The 18202-nt window shown below is 65.8% G+C and carries 20 protein-coding genes; 10 read left to right on the forward strand and 10 right to left on the reverse strand.

The genetic code is table 11. The features are described from left to right. Window positions 1-4: 4 nt before the first annotated feature. Genes rsmB through def form a run of 3 tightly spaced genes read right to left on the reverse strand, consistent with a single transcriptional unit; the run spans window position 5 to window position 2848 of the window. Window positions 5-1351, reverse strand: coding sequence for a 16S rRNA (cytosine(967)-C(5))-methyltransferase RsmB (rsmB, locus tag DBO85_RS10695; RefSeq protein ID WP_108107242.1), 1347 nt, complete (start codon window positions 1349-1351; stop codon window positions 5-7). Then, complete coding sequence (gene fmt / locus DBO85_RS10700) at window positions 1348-2292, reverse strand: methionyl-tRNA formyltransferase (RefSeq protein WP_108107243.1); 945 nt, start codon at window positions 2290-2292, stop codon at window positions 1348-1350. The genes rsmB and fmt overlap by 4 nt, the downstream gene beginning before the upstream one ends. 49 nt (window positions 2293-2341) lie before the next feature. Continuing rightward, entirely contained in the window at window positions 2342-2848 is a 507-nt protein-coding gene (gene def / locus DBO85_RS10705) for a peptide deformylase (protein ID WP_108107244.1), read from the reverse strand. A gap of 153 nt (window positions 2849-3001) precedes the next feature. Here def and DBO85_RS10710 point away from each other — a divergent pair, with 153 nt between their 5' ends. The 5 genes from DBO85_RS10710 (at window position 3002) to aroE (ending at window position 7677) form a co-directional block, all read left to right on the forward strand. After that, window positions 3002-4027: a LysM peptidoglycan-binding domain-containing protein gene (locus tag DBO85_RS10710; RefSeq protein ID WP_108107245.1), complete on the forward strand. Its 1026-nt coding sequence runs from the start codon at window positions 3002-3004 to the stop codon at window positions 4025-4027. Window positions 4028-4117: 90 nt separating this feature from the next. Beyond that, window positions 4118-5209 (forward strand): DNA-processing protein DprA, encoded by a 1092-nt coding sequence (gene dprA, locus DBO85_RS10715; RefSeq protein WP_108107246.1) that lies wholly within the window; start codon window positions 4118-4120, stop codon window positions 5207-5209. A 67-nt stretch (window positions 5210-5276) separates the two neighbouring features. Then, window positions 5277-5834 (forward strand): L-threonylcarbamoyladenylate synthase, encoded by a 558-nt coding sequence (locus tag DBO85_RS10720; RefSeq protein WP_108107247.1) that lies wholly within the window; start codon window positions 5277-5279, stop codon window positions 5832-5834. A gap of 54 nt (window positions 5835-5888) precedes the next feature. Further along, window positions 5889-6806, forward strand: coding sequence for an oxygen-dependent coproporphyrinogen oxidase (hemF, locus tag DBO85_RS10725; protein WP_108107248.1), 918 nt, complete (start codon window positions 5889-5891; stop codon window positions 6804-6806). Window positions 6807-6852: 46 nt separating this feature from the next. Next, window positions 6853-7677 carry a shikimate dehydrogenase gene (gene aroE / locus DBO85_RS10730; protein ID WP_108107249.1) on the forward strand — a complete coding sequence of 275 codons (825 nt, stop codon included), beginning with the start codon at window positions 6853-6855 and terminating at the stop codon, window positions 7675-7677. 6 nt (window positions 7678-7683) lie between these two features. Here the strand turns inward: aroE and DBO85_RS10735 are convergent, their stop codons facing one another. Next, window positions 7684-8001 (reverse strand): DUF883 family protein, encoded by a 318-nt coding sequence (locus tag DBO85_RS10735; RefSeq protein ID WP_108107250.1) that lies wholly within the window; start codon window positions 7999-8001, stop codon window positions 7684-7686. Between the two features lie 174 nt (window positions 8002-8175). Between DBO85_RS10735 and pbpG the strand changes: the two genes are divergently transcribed. Then, window positions 8176-9111, forward strand: a complete 936-nt coding sequence (pbpG, locus tag DBO85_RS10740) for a D-alanyl-D-alanine endopeptidase (RefSeq protein ID WP_108107251.1) — start codon at window positions 8176-8178, stop codon at window positions 9109-9111. Here pbpG and DBO85_RS10745 read toward each other — a convergent pair. Continuing rightward, entirely contained in the window at window positions 9105-9566 is a 462-nt protein-coding gene (locus DBO85_RS10745; protein ID WP_108107252.1) for an RcnB family protein, read from the reverse strand. The genes pbpG and DBO85_RS10745 overlap by 7 nt on opposite strands. Window positions 9567-9856: 290 nt before the next feature. Beyond that, window positions 9857-10483 carry a carbonate dehydratase gene (gene can, locus DBO85_RS10750; RefSeq protein WP_108107253.1) on the reverse strand — a complete coding sequence of 209 codons (627 nt, stop codon included), beginning with the start codon at window positions 10481-10483 and terminating at the stop codon, window positions 9857-9859. A gap of 191 nt (window positions 10484-10674) precedes the next feature. On the opposite strand from can, the gene DBO85_RS10755 reads away from it, so the two are divergent. The 4 genes from DBO85_RS10755 to DBO85_RS10770 all read left to right on the forward strand — a co-directional run bounded on the left by DBO85_RS10755 (window position 10675) and on the right by DBO85_RS10770 (window position 14069). Then, window positions 10675-11931, forward strand: a complete 1257-nt coding sequence (locus tag DBO85_RS10755) for an alginate export family protein (protein WP_108107254.1) — start codon at window positions 10675-10677, stop codon at window positions 11929-11931. Between the two features lie 133 nt (window positions 11932-12064). Beyond that, a complete protein-coding gene (locus DBO85_RS10760) occupies window positions 12065-12850 on the forward strand; it encodes a type IV pili methyl-accepting chemotaxis transducer N-terminal domain-containing protein (protein ID WP_108107255.1) in 786 nt (261 codons plus the stop codon). 105 nt (window positions 12851-12955) lie between these two features. Then, window positions 12956-13645 (forward strand): Crp/Fnr family transcriptional regulator, encoded by a 690-nt coding sequence (locus tag DBO85_RS10765; RefSeq protein WP_108107256.1) that lies wholly within the window; start codon window positions 12956-12958, stop codon window positions 13643-13645. Window positions 13646-13667: 22 nt separating this feature from the next. Continuing rightward, complete coding sequence (locus DBO85_RS10770) at window positions 13668-14069, forward strand: putative zinc-binding protein (RefSeq protein WP_108107257.1); 402 nt, start codon at window positions 13668-13670, stop codon at window positions 14067-14069. 4 nt (window positions 14070-14073) lie between these two features. Here DBO85_RS10770 and DBO85_RS10775 read toward each other — a convergent pair whose 3' ends face one another. From DBO85_RS10775 to DBO85_RS10790, 4 genes are all read right to left on the reverse strand, one after another. Further along, entirely contained in the window at window positions 14074-14334 is a 261-nt protein-coding gene (locus DBO85_RS10775; RefSeq protein WP_108107258.1) for a YheV family putative zinc ribbon protein, read from the reverse strand. After that, complete coding sequence (prlC, locus tag DBO85_RS10780; RefSeq protein WP_108107259.1) at window positions 14331-16379, reverse strand: oligopeptidase A; 2049 nt, start codon at window positions 16377-16379, stop codon at window positions 14331-14333. Before prlC ends, DBO85_RS10775 begins: the two co-directional genes overlap by 4 nt. A 163-nt stretch (window positions 16380-16542) precedes the next feature. After that, window positions 16543-17829 (reverse strand): HipA domain-containing protein, encoded by a 1287-nt coding sequence (locus tag DBO85_RS10785; protein ID WP_108107260.1) that lies wholly within the window; start codon window positions 17827-17829, stop codon window positions 16543-16545. Next, complete coding sequence (locus DBO85_RS10790; protein WP_108107261.1) at window positions 17826-18077, reverse strand: helix-turn-helix domain-containing protein; 252 nt, start codon at window positions 18075-18077, stop codon at window positions 17826-17828. Before DBO85_RS10790 ends, DBO85_RS10785 begins: the two co-directional genes overlap by 4 nt. Window positions 18078-18202: the final 125 nt, after the last annotated feature.

Raw genomic sequence — 18202 nt, forward strand, 5'->3', positions numbered from 1 at the left:
CAGGTCACTCCTGTGTGCCGGCGTCTTGCCGGGCCTGCAAATGGGTGGGTGCGGCGGCGATCTTGATCAGCTTGGCATAGTAGAAGCCGTCATGACCGCCTTCCTGCGCGAGCAACTGGCGGCCGTGCGGCTGGGTGATGCCGAAGTCGCCGGCAATGCTCAGCTCGCGCGCGCCAGGGGTGCGGGCGAGGAAGGCGTCGATTACCGCGGTGTTCTCTGTGGGCAGGGTCGAGCAGGTGGCGTAGAGCAGCACGCCGCCGACCGCCAGGGTCGGCCAGAGGGCGTCGAGCAGTTCGCCCTGCAGTTGCGCCAACGCCGGAATGTCCTCGGCCTGGCGGGTCAGCTTGATGTCGGGGTGACGACGGATGACTCCGGTTGCCGAGCAGGGCGCATCCAGCAGGATGCGCTGGAACGGCTGGCCATCCCACCACTGCGCGGTGGCGCGGGCGTCGGCGGCGATCAGGCGAGCGTTCAGGCCGAGGCGGTCGAGGTTCTCGCGTACTCGCGCCATGCGCTTCTCTTCCAGGTCCAGCGCCACCACTTCTGCCAGCGCAGGCTCTGCTTCGAGCAGGTGGCAGGTCTTGCCACCGGGCGCGCAGCAGGCGTCCAGCACGCGCTGACCAGGGGCCAGTTCGAGCAGGTCGGCAGCCAGCTGCGCCGCTTCGTCCTGCACGCTGACGCGGCCTTCGGCAAAGCCCGGCAGGCCGGTTACGTCGCGCGCTTCGTCGAGACTGATGCCGTCGCGACTGAACGCAGTGGCACGGGCACCGACGCCCTGTTCCAGCAGCGTCTGCAGATAGTCATCGCGGCTACCGAGCCTGCGGTTGACCCGCAGGGTCAGCGGCGGATGCGCATTGTTTGCCGCGCAGATGGCTTCCCATTGCTCCGGCCAGAAGGCCTTCAGCTGCTTCTGCAGCCAGCGCGGATGCGCCGTGTGCAGCACCGGATCCCGGTCGAGACTCTGGATCAGCTGCTCGCCATCACGCTGGGCGTTGCGCAGCACGGCGTTGAGCAGGCCCTTGAGCGAAGGTTTCTTCAGCTTGTCGACACAGGCGACGGTTTCGCCGATGGCGGCGTGCGCCGGAATCCGCGTATAGAACAGTTGATAGAGGCCGATCAGCAGCAGCGCCTCGACATCGCGGTCGGCGGTCTTGAACGGCTTCTGCAGCAGCTTTTCCATCAGTAGTGCCAGGCGCGGTTGCCAGCGGGCAGCACCGAAGGCCAGATCCTGGGTCAGACCGCGATCACGCGGCTCTACCTTGTCCAGCAGCGGCGGCAGGCTGCCGCCGAGCGAGGCTTTGCCGGCGAGTACCGCGGCGAGTGCGCGGGCTGCGGCCAGGCGCGGATTCACGCGCCGAGCACCTGGCCAGACGCGAACTGCTCGCGACGGCTGTTGAGCAGATCGGCGAAGGCCAGCGGCTTGCCGCCGGGCAGCTGCAGACGGGTCAGGCGCAGCACGCCATCGCCGCAGGCCACGTTCAGGCCTTGCCTGTCCGCGGAGAGAATCTGGCCTGGAGCGCCGGCACCTTCGCCCAGCTCCGCGGCGTGGATCTTCAGCGTCTCGCCGGCCAGGCTGCTGTGGCAGATCGGCCAGGGATGGAAGGCGCGCACCAGGCGTTCCAGCTCGGCGGCCGGGCGACGCCAGTCGATGCGCGCCTCGTCCTTGTTCAGCTTGTGTGCGTAGGTAGCCAGGCTATCGTCCTGTACTTCGCCGCAGAGGGTACCGGCGGCAAGACCTTCGATGGCCTGCAGCACGGCCGGAGGACCGAGCCGTGCCAGACGGTCGTGCAGACTGCCGCCGGTGTCGCTCGGCTCGATGGCGGTGGTCACCTTGAGCAGCATCGGCCCGGTATCGAGTCCGGCTTCCATCTGCATCACGGTCACGCCGCTCTCGGCGTCGCCGGCCTGTACTGCGCGCTGGATCGGTGCCGCGCCGCGCCAGCGCGGCAGCAGCGAAGCATGACTGTTGATGCAACCCAGGCGCGGGATGTCGAGCACCACCTGGGGCAGGATCAGGCCGTAAGCCACGACCAGCATCAGATCGGGCTTGAGCGTCGCCAGCTCGGCCTGTGCTGCCGGATCGCGCAGGCTTTGCGGCTGGTACACCGGAAGGTCATGGGCCTGCGCCAGCTGCTTCACCGGGCTGGGTGCAAGCTTCTGCCCGCGTCCGGCTGGGCGGTCCGGCTGGGTGTACACGGCGATCACGGAATGCTGCGTGGCGAGCAGCGCTTTCAGATGTTCGGCGGCGAACTCGGGGGTGCCGGCGAAGACGATGCGCAGGGGCTGGGTCATGCTCTCTCGCTGATGAAAAAAGGCTTGCCGGAGCAAGCCTTTGAAGAATTCATGCCTGGTGGCGCTGCTGTTTTTCCAGCTTCTTGCGGATGCGGTCGCGCTTGAGGTTGGACAGATAGTCGACGAACAGCTTGCCGTTGAGGTGATCGCACTCGTGCTGAATGCATACCGCCAGCAGGCCCTCGGCAATCATCTCGAACGGTTGGCCGTCGCGTCCCAACGCCTTGATGCGCACTTTCTGCGGTCGATCGACGTTCTCGTAGAAACCGGGCACCGACAAACAACCTTCCTGATACTGCTCGACCTGGTCGGTGAGGTATTCGAACTCGGGGTTGATGAAGACCAGCGGCTCGCTCTTGTCTTCGGAGAGGTCGATCACCACCAGGCGCTTGTGCACATTGACCTGGGTAGCGGCCAGGCCGATCCCCGGGGCGGCGTACATGGTTTCGAACATGTCGTCGATCAGGGTCCGCAGGTCGTCATCGACCACGTCGACCGGCTTGGCAATGGTGCGCAAGCGTGGATCAGGAAATTCGAGGATGTTCAGAATCGCCATATGCGTTTGTGATGCACTTGTGGAATAAAGTAAAAAAGCGCTGCTAAGATGATGAGCAGCATGAAAAACGGCTTCACGCCGCAGCAGACAGGGCTTTGAGGCCGCGGCGCTAGGGCGCTCCACGTGAAGGCACATAATAAAGGGATTCACCGTATGAGGAAATCACTACTCGCCCTGCTGCTGCTTGCGGCAAGCGGCTTGTCGCAGGCGGAAGTGCAACTCAAGGATGGCCATCCGGAAACCTATACGGTGGTCAAGGGCGATACCCTCTGGGATATCTCCGGCAAGTTTCTCGCCAAGCCGTGGAAGTGGCCGGAGATCTGGCATGCCAACCCCCAGGTGGCCAACCCGCACCTGATCTACCCAGGCGATCAGCTCAATCTCGTTTATATAGATGGCCAGCCGCGCCTGATGCTCAACCGCGGCGCGTCGCGCGGCACCATCAAGCTTTCTCCGCAGATTCGCAGCACGCCGATGGCCGAAGCAATTCCGACCATTCCGCTGGAGGCGATCAACAGCTTCCTGCTGAGCAACCGCATCGTCGACACTCCCGCAGTATTCGAAGCCGCTCCCTATGTGGTCGCGGGTTCCGCCGAGCGCGTCATCAGCGGCAGCGGCGACCGCATGTATGCCCGCGGCGATTTCTCCGACGGTCATGCGATCTACGGCATCTTCCGGCAGGGCAAGACCTATACCGACCCCGAGACTGAGGAATTCCTCGGCATCAATGCCGATGACATCGGTAGTGGCGAGATCGTCGCCGAGGAAGGCGACATCGCCACCATGGTGCTGAGCCGTACTACCCAGGAAGTTCGTCTTGGCGATCGTCTGTTCCCCACCGAAGAGCGTGCGGTGAACTCGACCTTCATGCCCAGTGAGCCGTCCAGCGAGATCAGCGGTGTGATTCTGGACGTTCCGCGTGGCGTGACCCAGATTGGTCAGTTCGATGTGGTCACCATCAACAAGGGCAAGCGTGATGGCCTGGTCGAAGGCAACGTGCTGGCGGTCTACAAGACCGGCGAGAGCGTTCGTGACCGTATCACTGGCGAGCAGGTCAAGATTCCGGACGAGCGTGCCGGTCTGCTGATGGTGTTCCGCACCTACGACAAGCTCAGCTACGGCCTGGTGCTTGCCGCCCAGCGGCAGCTGGCGGTGATGGACAAGGTCCGCAACCCGTAATACCGAAAGCCCCCGCCCTGCGGGGGCTTTTTGTATCCGCTCGACTCCCCGGCCGCCTTGGGGCGGCGCGACGATCAAGGATGATCGCCCATGTCGCACTCTCCTGCCGAACTCGAGGCGCGTCTGCGCCTTCTCTGTATTCCTCAACTCGGGCCGCGCCGTCATCGACGACTGCTCGCTGCCTTCGGCTGCGCCAGTTCGGCGCTGAGTGCGCCAGCGTCTGCCTGGACCGCCCTCGGCCTGCCACCGCTGGCCGGTGAAGCGCGCCGGGAGGTAGCGATCCGTGAACGCGCCGCGGCAGCACTGACCTGGCTGGAGACTCCAGGTCGTCAGGTGCTGCTGTTCGATGGCGCCGGTTACCCGGCCCTGCTCGGCGAGCTGGTGGATGCGCCACCGCTGCTGTTCGTCGAGGGCGATGCGAGCATCCTCGAGCGCCCGCAGCTGGCCGTCGTCGGCAGTCGGCGTGCCTCGCGCGCCGGGCTGGACACCGCGCGCAGCTTTGCCCGCAGTCTTGCGGCAGGTGGCTTCGTGATTGGCAGTGGCCTTGCGCTGGGCATCGACGGCGCTGCCCATCAGGGTGCGCTGGATGCCGGTGGTAGCACCGTGGCGGTCCTGGGTACGGGGCTCGAGTGTGTCTACCCGCGACGTCACCTTGGACTGGCGCGGAGCATCGTCGAGGCGGGCGGCGCGCTGGTTTCGGAGCTGACACCGGAGAGCCTGCCCCAGGCCGCCAACTTCCCTCGGCGCAACCGCATCATCAGCGGCCTTGCCCTGGGCGTGCTGGTGGTCGAGGCCAGCCCGCAGAGCGGATCGCTGATCACCGCGCGCCTGGCAGCCGAGCAGGGTCGCGAGGTCTATGCGATACCCGGATCGATCCACCACCCGGGCGCGCGCGGCTGTCATCAACTCCTGCGCGAGGGCGCCACGCTGGTGGAAAGCGTCGAGGACATTCTTGGCGCTCTGCGCGGCTGGCAGCATGTCGCTCCAGCCGGCGTCGCAGAGCGCCAGCCGGTGACTGATCCGCTGCTCGCCCTGCTGCACGCGGCGCCGGCAAGCAGTGAGGCACTGGCGATCGGCCTGGGCTGGCCGCTGGCGCAGGTGCTGGCGAACCTGACCGAGCTCGAACTCGACGGCAAGGCTGCCTGCGAGGCCGGTCTGTGGATGGCACGGCCTACCGCCTGAGTCCGCCGGGCTCGAATTCGCGCTGCGCTTGGGTACACTGCGCGACGTCCGAGTCAGGAGGTATTCCATGTCCAGCAACTGGCAGCAGCAGCGTGTCGCCCAGATCGTTCGCTCAGGCGGGGTAGTCGCCTATCCGACCGAGGCGGTCTGGGGCGTCGGTTGCGACCCGTGGAACGAGGACGCTGTATACCGTCTGCTGGCGCTCAAGGAGCGGCCGGTGGAGAAGGGGCTGATCCTGGTGGCGGCAAGCATCGAGCAGTTCGACTTCCTGCTGCAGGGTTTGCCGGATGCCTGGCTCCGGCAGCTTGCCGAGTCCTGGCCGGGTCCGAATACCTGGCTGGTGCCGCATCAGGACCTGCTGCCGGAATGGATCTGCGGTCGGCATGACAGCGTGGCTCTGCGCGTCAGCGATCATCCTGGAGTCGCCGCGCTCTGCGCATTGACCGGCCCGCTGGTGTCGACGTCGGCCAATCCTGCGGGTCGACCGGCGGCGCGGTCGCGTCTGCGTGTCGAGCAGTACTTCCGTGGCGAACTCGACGCAGTTCTCGGTGGTGCGCTGGGGGGACGGCGCAACCCCAGCCTGATCCGCGATCTGCGCACAGGCCAGGTTGTCCGGCCGGCCTGAGGACAGGCCCGTTTGCTATGCTAGCGACCCTTTTTCGCATCCGGGAACCGTCCAGTGAGTGACCGCACCGAGGCCGTGAAGGCCTACCTGCTCGACCTGCAAGAGCGCATCTGCGCGGCCCTGGAGGCCGAGGATGCCGGAGCGACCTTCGCCGAGGACGCCTGGAGCCGCCCTGGCGGCGGTGGCGGCCGGACCCGGGTGATCGAGAATGGCGCGCTGATCGAGAAGGGCGGCGTCAACTTTTCCCACGTCTTCGGTGCCAGCCTGCCGCCCTCGGCCAGCGCCCATCGGCCCGAGCTGGCCGGCCGTGGCTTCGAGGCGCTCGGCGTGTCGTTGGTGATCCATCCGGAAAACCCCTATGTGCCGACCTCGCATGCCAACGTGCGTTTCTTCAGCGCGGAGAAGGAAGGCGAGGAACCGGTCTGGTGGTTCGGCGGCGGTTTCGACCTGACGCCCTACTACGCCTTCGAGGAAGACTGCGTGCACTGGCATCAGGTCGCCCGCGACGCCTGCGCGCCTTTCGGCGCCGAGGTCTATGCCAAGTTCAAGGCCTGGTGCGACAGCTATTTCCATTTGAAACACCGCGGCGAGCCGCGCGGTATCGGCGGGCTGTTCTTCGACGATCTCAACCAGTGGGACTTCGACACCAGCTTCGCTTTCATCCGCGCCATTGGCGACGCTTACCTCGCGGCCTATCTGCCTATCGTCCAGCGCCGCAAGAGCATGGCTTTCGGCGAGCGCGAGCGCGAGTTCCAGGCCTTCAGGCGCGGGCGCTACGTGGAGTTCAACCTGGTCTTCGACCGCGGCACGCTGTTCGGCCTGCAGTCCGGTGGGCGTACCGAGTCGATCCTGATGTCGCTTCCGCCGCGGGTGCGCTGGGGTTACGACTGGAAGCCCGAGCCCGGTACGCCCGAGGCGCAGCTCACCGACTACTTCCTCACCGACCGCGACTGGCTGGCGCAGCAGCCCTGAGCCATCGCAGCCGGCACTGTCTCGCCGGCACCAGGAGAACTCGTTCATGGATCGCTACTGCGTCTTCGGCAACCCCATCGGGCACAGCAAGTCGCCGCTGATTCACCGGCTGTTTGCCGAGCAGACCGGGCAGCGCCTGAGCTATGAGGCGCTGCTCGCGCCGCTGGATGACTTCGCCACGTTTGCCCGGGCGTTCTTTGCCCAAGGCAAGGGCGGCAATGTCACGGTACCGTTCAAGGAGCAGGCCTTCGCCATGGCTGACAGCCTGACGGAGCGCGCGCGTCGCGCCGGCGCGGTGAATACCCTGCAGAAGCTTGCCGACGGCCGCCTGCTCGGTGACAACACCGACGGCGCCGGTCTGGTGCGAGATCTGACGGTCAATGCCGGGGTTGCTCTGCGTGATCGGCGGATCCTGCTGCTGGGTGCCGGAGGCGCCGTACGCGGTGTGCTCGAGCCGCTGCTGGCGGAGCAGCCGGCGATGCTGGTGCTGGCCAATCGCACGGTGGAAAAGGCCGAACTGCTGGCACGCGAATTCAGTGATCTGGGCGAGATCTATCCGAGTGGCTTCGACTGGCTGGAAGAGCCGGTCGATCTGATCATCAACGGTACCTCGGCGAGCCTGGCCGGCGAACTGCCGCCCATTGCACCGAGTCTGGTGCGGCCAGGCCACACCCTCTGCTACGACATGATGTATGCCAGCCAACCCACCGCCTTCTGCCAGTGGGCGCTGGATCAGGGCGCCGCCCAGGCGCGGGATGGCCTGGGCATGCTGGTCGAGCAGGCTGCCGAAGCCTTCCTCCTCTGGCGCGGCGTGCGGCCGCAGACCGTGCCGGTTCTGGCAGAAATGCGTAGGCTACTGGCTGGCGGCTGAAGCAACTCAGCGACGCGTCAGCAGCCAGCCGATCAGCGCGCAGGCACCCACGCCCAGCGCGATGCTGGCAACCGGGTGCGCGCGAGCGCACTCGCGGGCCTGGCGGCCGACCGCCAGGCCATGGCGGCGCAGTTCCTCGTAGCCGTCTGCCAGCTGCTCGCGAGAACCCTCCCAGAGCTGTTCGGCACGATTCTTCAATACGTCGTAGCGCTCGCGGGTGTCACGCGTGGCGGTGCGCCGCAGTTCGTCGAGCGCCTGGTTGATCTCGCGGATTTCGGCCTGGATGCGGTCCTCGGCGGACCTGACCTGATTTGATCTGAACATGGGATTGCCTCAATTGATGGCTGCAGCAGCTATGACCCCGGCTTGCGTCGGATGTGCGATTCGTTCATCCAGGCAGCCCGTCGATACCCCACTGGTCTTCGGTGCGGGCCGCTCTATACTGCGCGGCGGCGCCTGCGGCGCAGTCTTTCCATCCGTCATGCGAGCCTTCCAGACGTGAAATTCCGCTCTTCCCTGCTGTCCCTGACATTCTGCTGTGGTCTGGCGCTTGCCAGCGCCGCTCTCGGTGCTCCTGGCAAGCCCGCCAACACCCAGGAGCTAGCCTCCGGCAGCGCGCTGCTGATCGATCTGCAAACCAATGAAGTGCTCTACTCGAGCAATCCCGAGCTGGTGGTACCCATCGCGTCGGTGACCAAGCTGATGACCGCGATGGTGGTGCTCGACGCCGGTCTGCCGCTGGATGAGGTGTTGCCGATCGTGATTCGCGACACCGCCGAGATGACCGGCGTGTATTCGCGGGTGCGAGTCGGCAGCGAGATCAGCCGCCGCGACATGCTGCTGCTGACGCTGATGTCATCGGAGAACCGTGCGGCCGCGAGCCTGGCCCACCACTACCCCGGCGGCCATGCGGCATTCATCGGCGCGATGAATGCCAAGGCCAGCGCGCTGGGCATGCACAGCAGCGAATTCGTCGAGCCGACCGGTCTCTCCGAGCGCAACGTCTCCAACGCCAAGGACCTAGTCCTGCTGCTCAAGGCCAGCCAGCAATACCCGCTGATCGGCGAGTTCAGTACCACCTCGGAGCAGACCGTGAGCTTCAGCCGGCCCAGCTACAGTCTGGGCTTTCGCAACACCAACAACCTGGTGCGCAAGCCGGACTGGGATATCCAGGTGACCAAGACCGGCTTCACCAATGCCGCCGGTCACTGTCTGGTGATGCGTACGCAGATGGCAGACCGGCCGGTGGCCTTCGTGGTGCTGGACGCCTTCGGCAAGTACACCCACACCGCGGATGCCAACCGCCTCAAGCGCTGGATCGAAACCGGCAAGGTCACTCCCGTGGCACCTGCCGCCCTGGCCTACAAGCAGCACAAGCAGGCCGAGCGGTTGCGCGCGGCAGGCGCGGTTCAGCCGCAGGCGACGGCTCAGTAGCGATAACCGTAGAGGATCTCGCGGACGACGCCGGTACTGATTGAAATCAGGATCAGGTCCGACCCGGCCCGGCGCCATTCATGGCCATGTCTGCGCGGCAGGCGATGCATGTGATGCGCCGCCACCGGTACGCCATAGCCTCTGGGCAGGCGCTGGCCGTAATAGAACCTCTGCCTGGGCGGCGGTGCCGCGTGATAGTGCTTGTGCACCACCACCTGAGGCGCGCGGTGGTGGTTCGGCGCATGCCGATACTGCTGCTGATGACGCGGTTGGTGAGGTTGTTGGTGGTACTGGCGGGCCTGACCATGCTCGCCGCGGTAGCCGTTGTCGTGGTGGCCGCCATTGTGGTGGCCGCCATTGCGGTAGCCCTCGCGTCGGTGGTCTTGGCCGGCCAGCGCCGTACCGCTGAGGATCAGGGCGAGCATCGCCGCGCTGCAATAGCTGACGAGTTTCATGGGGACTTCCTCCAGATACCGCCGGGCGGCGGCTTGCAGGACCTTGGAAAGGCCGGCAAAGCTGTAATTCCTCTGTAAGGATCGGCTTTACCCGGAAGAGCCCTTCGGCTGTCCGAGTGATCCGCCTGCAACATGCGCGGCAGAGCGCTCGGGCCTTTTTCGGCGGGTCTTTCGCGCTGCCCGGCTTTACATTCGCTTTGCTCTGGGGGCTTCGATAAACCTCGCGTCGTTTCGACAAGCCGCCTGCCGGGAGTGGCGATCTGCGCGGCCGGCCTCGTGCCCGGCCGCGTTCATCCGTCGTAGAGAAAGGTCTCGTCGAGCTGCTCGGGGTGATCGATGCTGGTGTCGAGATTCTTCAGCAGGCCGTCGCCCAGACCGTAGATCAGGCCGTGGATGACCAGGGGCTGACCGCGCTTCCAGGCATTCTGGACGATGGTGGTGTGACACACATTGCGCACCTGGCGGCGCACGTTCAGCTCGCAGAGCAGGTCGACCCGTGCCGACTCGTCGAGCCTGTCGAACTGCGCGAGGTTCTGGTGATAGAGCGCCTTGAGCGCGCGCAGCCAGTTGTCGATCAGGCCGAACGCCTCGTGGCTCAACGCCGCGCGTACGCCACCGCAGCCGTAGTGTCCGCAGACGATGATCTGGCGAATCTTCAGCACATCGACCGCGTACTGCAGCACCGTGAGGAAGTTCATGTCGGTGGCCACCACCATGTTGGCCACGTTGCGATGCACGAACAGCTCGCCAGGCATCAGGCCGACCACCTCATTGGCCGGTACGCGGCTGTCCGAGCAGCCGATCCAGAGGAACTCGGGCTTCTGCTGGGCCGCCAGGCGGGCGAAGAAATCCGGGTCGCGGGCGCTCAGCGATTCGGCCCAGAAACGGTTGTTGAGCATCAGCTCATCGATGTCCATGGCGACTCCGCAGTGGTTGCTGTGGCCCGAGCATAGGCAGGCAATCATGGCGCGAGCTTGTCCGCAATCAAGCCGGCCGGCAGCGCTCGCAGGCTGGCACGGCAAAGCATTTTTTCGCCCTTGATCGCTATCAAGGGCAATTCCGGGCAGCGGCCTATCGTCGGCGGCAACTTTTGTCGAAGGAGAACGCCATGCTTCGCCTGCATCCATCCACACTGAGCATCGCCCTGCTGGGCGCCACCCTGGCCACCAGCGGCAGCGTCACTGCTGCTGAAGACATCGCCACGCTCTGGCGCGAGGGCAAGCCGATCCTGGATCTGCGCTACCGCTTCGAACACGTTGACCAGGACAACGCACTGGATCACGCCAATGCCCAGACCCTGCGTACCCGCGTCGGCTTCCAGAGCGGCAAGTGGTACGGACTATCTGCTCTGCTCGAAGTCGACAACGTCAGCCGCCTGGGCAAAGAGGCCTACAACGACACGCGCAACGGCCAGAACCAGTACGCCGTGGTCGCCGACCCGGATGGCAGCGAGGTCAACCAGGCGCTGCTGCGCTACGACCACGCATTGGGCAGCCTGGTCGCCGGGCGCCAGCGCATCAACCTGGACAACCAGCGCTTCGTCGGCGGTGTCGCCTGGCGGCAGAACGAGCAGACTTACGACGGTCTGCTCGGCCAGCTCAAACCCCTCGACGGGCTGACGCTGACCTACGCCTACCTGGACACCATCAACACGGTGTTCGGCCCGGACGGCCAGCACGGGGTGAAGAACAATCCGGCCAACATCGACGGCCACAGCCACCTGTTTAACCTGCAGTACGTGCTCGACCCGCGCCTGACGGCCACCGCCTACCACTACCGCCTGGAGCTGGACAATCTGGCGTTCTCGCGCGCGGCGGCCGATCCGCTGGGTACCCAGTCCAGCCAGATCACCGGCCTGCGCCTTAACGGCGCGCTGCAAGGCGTCAGCTATGTGCTCGAGTACGCCCGCCAGCGAGACCACGCCGACAACCCGCTCGAGTTGAGCAGCGACTACTACCTGGCCGAGCTCGGCTACACCCTGGCTGGCGTCGCGCTCAAGGCCGGTCACGAAGTCCTCGGTGGCGACGAGGGCCCCGGCAACCGTGCCTTCCAGACCCCGCTGGCGACCAAGCATGCCTTCCAGGGCTGGGCCGACATCTTCCTGCTGACCCCGACCGAGGGTATCCGCGACAGCTACCTGGGCGCCTCGACGCCACTCCTGGGCGGGACTCTGCAGGCCTGGTACCACGATTTTCGCGCGGAGCGTGGCAGCAGCCAGTACGGCGAGGAGATCGACATCGCTTACAGCCGGCCAGTGCCGGGCGTGAAAGGACTGGTTGCCACCATCAAGTACGCCGGTTACGACGCCGACGATTTCGCCGTGGATACCGACAAGCTCTGGGCGCAGCTGCAGTACAGCTATTGAGAAGGTGCCAACCGGCGTCTGGCGTCGGGTTGGCCGCCTCCTCTCGCAGGGCGGATTGGCCACAGGCTTAATCCGCCACGGGTTGAACAGGCGCCGGGGCGCAGCCCGCCCCGGCGTTTACTTGGGAGAAGCCATGCATTCCATCTTCAGGCGCGGCGCCTGGCTGCTGCTGTTGCTGGCGCTCGGCCTGCCGGCGCAGGCGCGGCTGAGCGACGCCGAGGCACTCAACACCGCCGGGCTGCAGCGCATGCTCAGCCAGCGCACGGCCAGCGCCTATCTGATGCTTGGTGCCGAGGTGCGCAGCGAGCGGGCCGCCGAGCAACTGGCGCAGGGGCGTGCCCAGGTCGAGGTGAATCTGCAGGCGCTGCGCGACTACGTGCCCGCGCAGGACATCGAAGCCGCGTTGCACAAAAGCCAGCAGAGCTGGCAGGTTCTCGATGCCCTGCTCGGGGAACCGCCCCGGCAGGAACGGGTAGCGCCCCTGCTCGACGCCGCTGACGCCTTCCTTGCCGACAGCGAAGCGCTGGTGCGAGCGATCGAACAGCACAGCGGGCAGTCGACCGCGCAGCTGGTCAGCCGCTGCGGTCGACAGCGCATGCTCAGTCAGCGCATCGCCGCGCTCTACCTGGCGCTAAGCTGGGTACCGTCCGAGGTACAGCGCGCAGAAGAGTTCGAGCGCACCGTTGCGGCGTTCGAGGAGGGTCTGCAGGCGCTGCGCCAGGCACCGCAGAACAGCGCGCAGATCAGCCAGGCGCTGGATCAGGCCGAGGCCCAGTGGCGCTTCGCGCGGGCGGGATTTCGCCTCGCCGAGGATGCCCGTTATGTCCCGACCGTGGTGGTGACCACCAGCGAAAGCCTGCTGTGGAAGATGGATGCGCTGACCGGCGAGTATCAGCGCCTGCTGGAGACGCAGCCGTAGCGACGAGGCGTGTCCGCCAGTCTGTGCCTCTTTGGAGGTATGCCCTGGGAGGAATGGGGGCGCTGCGGCGGCAGGACTAGCATGGGACGCCATAGGAGGTGTCCCATGCTGACCGATCCGCTACTCATGGCTACCCTGCGTCGCCACTACCTGTTCGACGGCCTGCCGGAACAGGGTCTCGCCGACGTCGCCGCACACACCAGCGTCAAGCGTCTGGTCCAGGGCGCCAGCCTGTTCCATCAGGGCGATCCGGTGCAGCGCTTCTACATCCTGGTCAGCGGGCAGATGAAGCTGCACCGACTGACCAGCGACGGTCAGGAAAAGCTCATGGAAATCATCCGCCCCGGCGAAGCCTTCGCCGAGGCGCTGCTGTTCAACGGCATTCCCTTCTATCCCGTGGCCGCCAGCGCACTCAAGGACAGCCTGCTGCTCAGCGTGCAGAACGCGCCCTACCTGCGCCTGCTGGAAGAGCAGCCGAAGCTGTGCATGGCTTTGCTGGCAAGCCTGAGCGTGCGCCTGCACCAGCGCATGAACGACATCGACAACCTGACCTCCTCCAACGCCCACCACCGCGTCGTACGCTTCCTGTTCCAGGAGCAGGAGGCCGGCGGCGGGGTAGTCAATCTCGATGTGCCCAAGCGGCTGATCGCGTCCAAGCTCGGCATCCAGCCGGAAACCTTTTCGCGCATCCTGCACCGGCTGATCGACGCCGGGTTGATCGCCGTGGAGAAGCGCCGCATCGAGATACTCGACCATCCCAACCTCGCCGCCTGCCTGGATCGGGCGGCCTGCTGAAGCCTGCGGGCGGGAGCCACCGATGAGCGACAAACGCCGACCCCTGGTCTACTCCTGCTCCGGTTGCTCGAACGTCGCGCAACTGGCCAACACCCTGGCGATTCGCCTGGATCGCGCCGGCCTGGCGGAGATGTCCTGTATCGCCGGGGTCGGCGGGCGCGTGCATTCGCTGGTCAGCAAGGCCAACTCCGGGCGGCGCATCCTGGCCATCGACGGCTGCCCGCTGAACTGCGTGCGCGGCTGCCTGGCCCAGCACGGCATCCAGGCCGACGTACACATCACCTTGAGCCGCCACGGTGTGCGCAAGCGCTACGGTGAAGACTGCAGCGCCGAACAGGCCGATGCCCTGTATGCCGAGATCGAAGGGCTGATCGCCAGTGACCGGCGCCTGCAGCCGCGCCCGCAGCTGGTCGAGGCGCGCTGAGCGGTTACTTCTTCAATTTCGGATTGGGGAAGAACTGCACCGGCTGGACCTTCGGGTCGGCGGCCTTGGGCGCCGCCTGGTTGACCCGCGTGCCCAGTTCACGCGGTACCGACTGGCCCTGGGCGTTGAGGGTATCGGCATAGCCGCAGGCCACGCATTCGCGGTGCGGCACGCCTTCCTCGTCCCACATCTTGATGGTGTCCATCGCGCTGCACGCCGGGCACACGGCGCCGGCGATAAAGCGTTTGGTCGGTGTGGTGCTCATGCCGCCTCCGCACTCAGGCCCAGATGACGCAGCAGCGCGTCGATCGAGGGCTCGCGGCCGCGGAAATCGACGAACAGCACCATCGGCTCCTGGGAGCCGCCGCGCGCCAGGATCGCCTCACGGAAAGCGCGACCGGTCGCCGGATTGAGCACCCCTTCCTCTTCGAACTTCGAGAAGGCATCGGCGGACAGCACCTCGGCCCACTTGTAGCTGTAGTAACCGGCCGCGTAGCCACCAGCGAAGATGTGCGCAAAGCCGTTGGCGAAGCGATTGAACGCCGGCGGCCGCAGTACCGCGACTTCCTCGCGGATGCCTTCGAGCACCTGCAGCACGCTGCGCCCGTCGCCGTGGGTGGCGTGCAATTCGAAGTCGAACAGCGAGAACTCCAGCTGCCGCACCATCATCAGCCCGGACTGGAAGTTCTTCGCCGCCAGCATCTTGTCCAGAAGCTCCTGCGGCAGCGGCTCGCCGGTTTCGTAGTGGCCGGAGATCAGCGCCAGACCTTCCGGCTCCCAGCACCAGTTCTCCATGAACTGGCTGGGCAGCTCGACCGCGTCCCAGGCCACGCCGTTGATGCCCGAGGCGCCGGCATGCTCGACGCGGGTCAGCAGATGGTGCAGGCCGTGGCCGAACTCGTGGAACAGGGTGGTGACTTCGTCATGGGTCAGCAGCGCCGGCTTGCCATCTACCGCCGGCGTGAAATTGCACACCAGGTTGGCCACCGGGCTGATCAGCTCGCCAGCGGAGTTGCGGCGCTTGTCGCGGGCGCCGTCCATCCAGGCGCCGCCGCGCTTGTTGGCACGGGCATAGAGGTCGAAGAAGAAGCGCCCGACGTGCGCGCCATTCTCGCGGATCTCGAACAGGCGCACGTCCGGGTGCCAGCTGTCGAAGCCGGACAGCTCGCGGATCTCGATGCCGTAGAGCTTCTGCACGATGGCGAACAGCCCGGAGAGCACCTTGTCGATCGGGAACCAGGCGCGCACCTGCTCCTGGGAAATGCTGTAGCGCTGCTGGCGCAGTTTCTCGCTGTAGTAGCCGACATCCCAGCTCTGCAGATCGGCCAGGCCCTGCTCGGCGGCGAAGGCGGCGAGCTCGGAAAGATCCTGTTCGGCGAAGGGTTTGCTGCGCTGCGCCAGGTTGCGCAGGAAGCCCAGTACCTGGTCGGCGGACTCGGCCATCTTGCTCGCCAGCGACAGCTCGGCGTAGTGGGCGAAGCCGAGCAGGTGCGCCAGCTCCTGACGCAGATCGAGGATCTGCTCCATCACCGGGCCGTTGTCGTTCTGCCCGGCATTCGGGCCCTGGTCGGAGGCGCGGGTGCAGTAGGCGGTGTAGACCTCCTCGCGCAGCGCGCGGTCGTCGGCGTAGGTCATCACCGCGTAGTAGCTGGGGAACTCCAGGGTGATCAGCCAGCCATCCAGATTCTTGGCTTCGGCGGCCTGCTTCATCTGCGCGCGGGCGGAGTCGGTCAGCCCGGCCAGTTGTGCTTCGTCGGTGATGTGCTTGGTCCAGGCCTGGGTGGCGTCGAGCAACTGGTTGGAAAAGCGGCTGGCCAGCTCGGAGAGCTTCATCTGGATCTCGCCGTAGCGCTGCTGCTGCTCGGCCGGCAGATCGATGCCGGAGAGGCGGAAGTCACGCAGCGCATGCTCCAGGATGGTCTTCTGCGCCACGTCGAAGGCCTGCGCCGCCGGGCTGTCGGCCAGCGCCTTGAAGGCATCGAACAGCGCACGATCCTGGCCCAGTTCGGTGGAGTAGGCCGACAGCTTCGGCAGGCAGGCCTCGTAGGCGGCACGCAGCTCGGCGTTGTTGCACACCGAATTGAGATGGCTGACCGGGCTCCAGGCCCGACCGAGACGGGCACTCAGCTCATCCAGCGCCAGCACCAGCGCGTTCCAGTCCAGGCTGGCCGGGTCGCGCGTCTTCAGCTCGGCGATGGCGCTGCGGCTGTCCGCCAGGATGCGGTCGATGGCGGGCTCGACATGTTCCGGTTTGATCTGCGAATAGGGCGGGAGGTCGAAATCCTGAAGCAGCGGGTTCTCGATGGACACGGGCACGGACCTTTGGCGAGTGAATCACCCGCGCATGGTAACAGGCACGGGGGCGTCTCCTTCAGATGCGGCTGGTGGGCGGGCTTTTCAAGCGATGCCCGGACGGACCGATGCAGGTAGATGAGCGGCAGAGGCGAACAACAGACCTTCCTTTGCAGGTTTCTCAACGTAGCCGGTCAGCCTGCTCCGCCAGCAGCGCCCGGATCGCCCGCAGACAGCGCATCTCGCCGGCGAAGGTCGCGCGCAACTCCGGTCGCTGCGCGGACAGCTGCACGTTCTCCTGCTCGGTTTGCGCCAGCAACGCATCTGCGTCGGCGACGATGCGCCCTCGTATGCGCTCCAGCTGGGCATTCGCGGGTGAGCGCTTGATGCCCAGCGCTTCGGCGGCATCGAGCAGGTGTCGGCGGTCGATATGGGCCAGGCGCGCTTCACCGAGGATCGGCCAGGCCAGGGTGGTTGCCTGTGGCCAGCGCTGCTGGTCGAAGGCGCCGGTTTCGTAGACTGCCGTGCAGAGCAGATCGTAGAAGGGTGCCAGCTGCCGACCGCGTGGCGTGACCAGGAAGCTGAGGTTCTTCAGGTGGGCATCGGTGTTGCCAACCAGCACGTTGAACACCAGCCAGCCGAACAGTCGAGTACGGGCTACGGCTGGTGATGTGGTCAGTTTCAGCAGTTCTGCCAGGCGCTCGATGCTGCCCGCCTGATACTTGAAGTGACGGTCCAGACCGAGCATCTGGCAGGCGTCGATGCTGTGCAGGCGCTGCCAGTTCGTGCCTTTTCTTTCTCGGTCGAAGCGTTCGATCAGATACACCGGCATCGGCACATAGCGCCGGCTGACTGCCGGTACCGCAAGGCCGACACGAGCCGCCAGGCGCATGCTGAACCATTCGTTGATTACCGAATGGGCGAAGGCCTGTTCAGGATGGTCCGGCTTGAGGATATGGGTGGAGGGCCAGGCGCCGGCAGGTTCGTACAGCGCGCCCTGGTCGAGTACCACCGCCAGCTTGTGTTGCGCGCCGGCCAGCGACATGCGCTTGTGCGCTTCGTGGGTCAGCGGCAGGCGCGGCATGGCCTCGATGCGGCGTGCCAGGTCGCGATCGGTCAGGGGGCTCAGGCCGCCTGCCGGCTGGTGCTGCTGCGGCGCCAGGAGAGTGAGCGAGCCGGCTGACTCTGCACCGTAGTGGCCGAGCAGAGCGAAGGCGTCGCTGGCATCCAGGCGCGCATCGCTGGCCAGCAGCTGGCGCTGGCCTTCCTCGGGCAGCAGATTGTCGAAATACCACTGCACCGGCCGCTGGCTGCTGCCGTCGACGATGCTGCGATGCTTGCGTGGCAGCGTCGGGCAGAGATCGAAATCGTCCCAGTCGTCTGCATAGTCGAAGCGCCAGACACCGTTGTCGTCGCACAGATGCCCGACCAGACGATCGCCGATCCAGGCCAGCAGTTCGCGCTTCATGCGTCGTGCGCGCCGGGCAGCGATTCGACCTCATCCGGCAGGTCGACGATCAGGCGCAGGCCGAGGCCGTCGAGTACCTGGAACAGCTTGCCCCACTGCACGCTCTCGCTGCCGCGTTCGACCTTGCCGAGGAAGTTCTCGCTGACGCCGATGCTGCCGGCCGCGTCGTCCTGGCGAATGTTCTGCGCCTTGCGTGCCAGGCGGACGAGAGCGCCTAGCTCGTTCGCATTCTTGAGTGTGATCTGCATGGAAAATCCTCATGTACGTGCGGAATTTTGCATGGCGATTCAAATGAAGCAACAAAATCCTCGTGAATGTGAGGATTTCTTTTCAAATTCTCTATCCAGGCTTGAGATCCTCACAATCATGAGGA

Origin of the sequence: Pseudomonas mangrovi (genome assembly GCF_003052585.1) — a bacterium.
GTDB lineage: Bacteria > Pseudomonadota > Gammaproteobacteria > Pseudomonadales > Pseudomonadaceae > Aquipseudomonas > Aquipseudomonas mangrovi.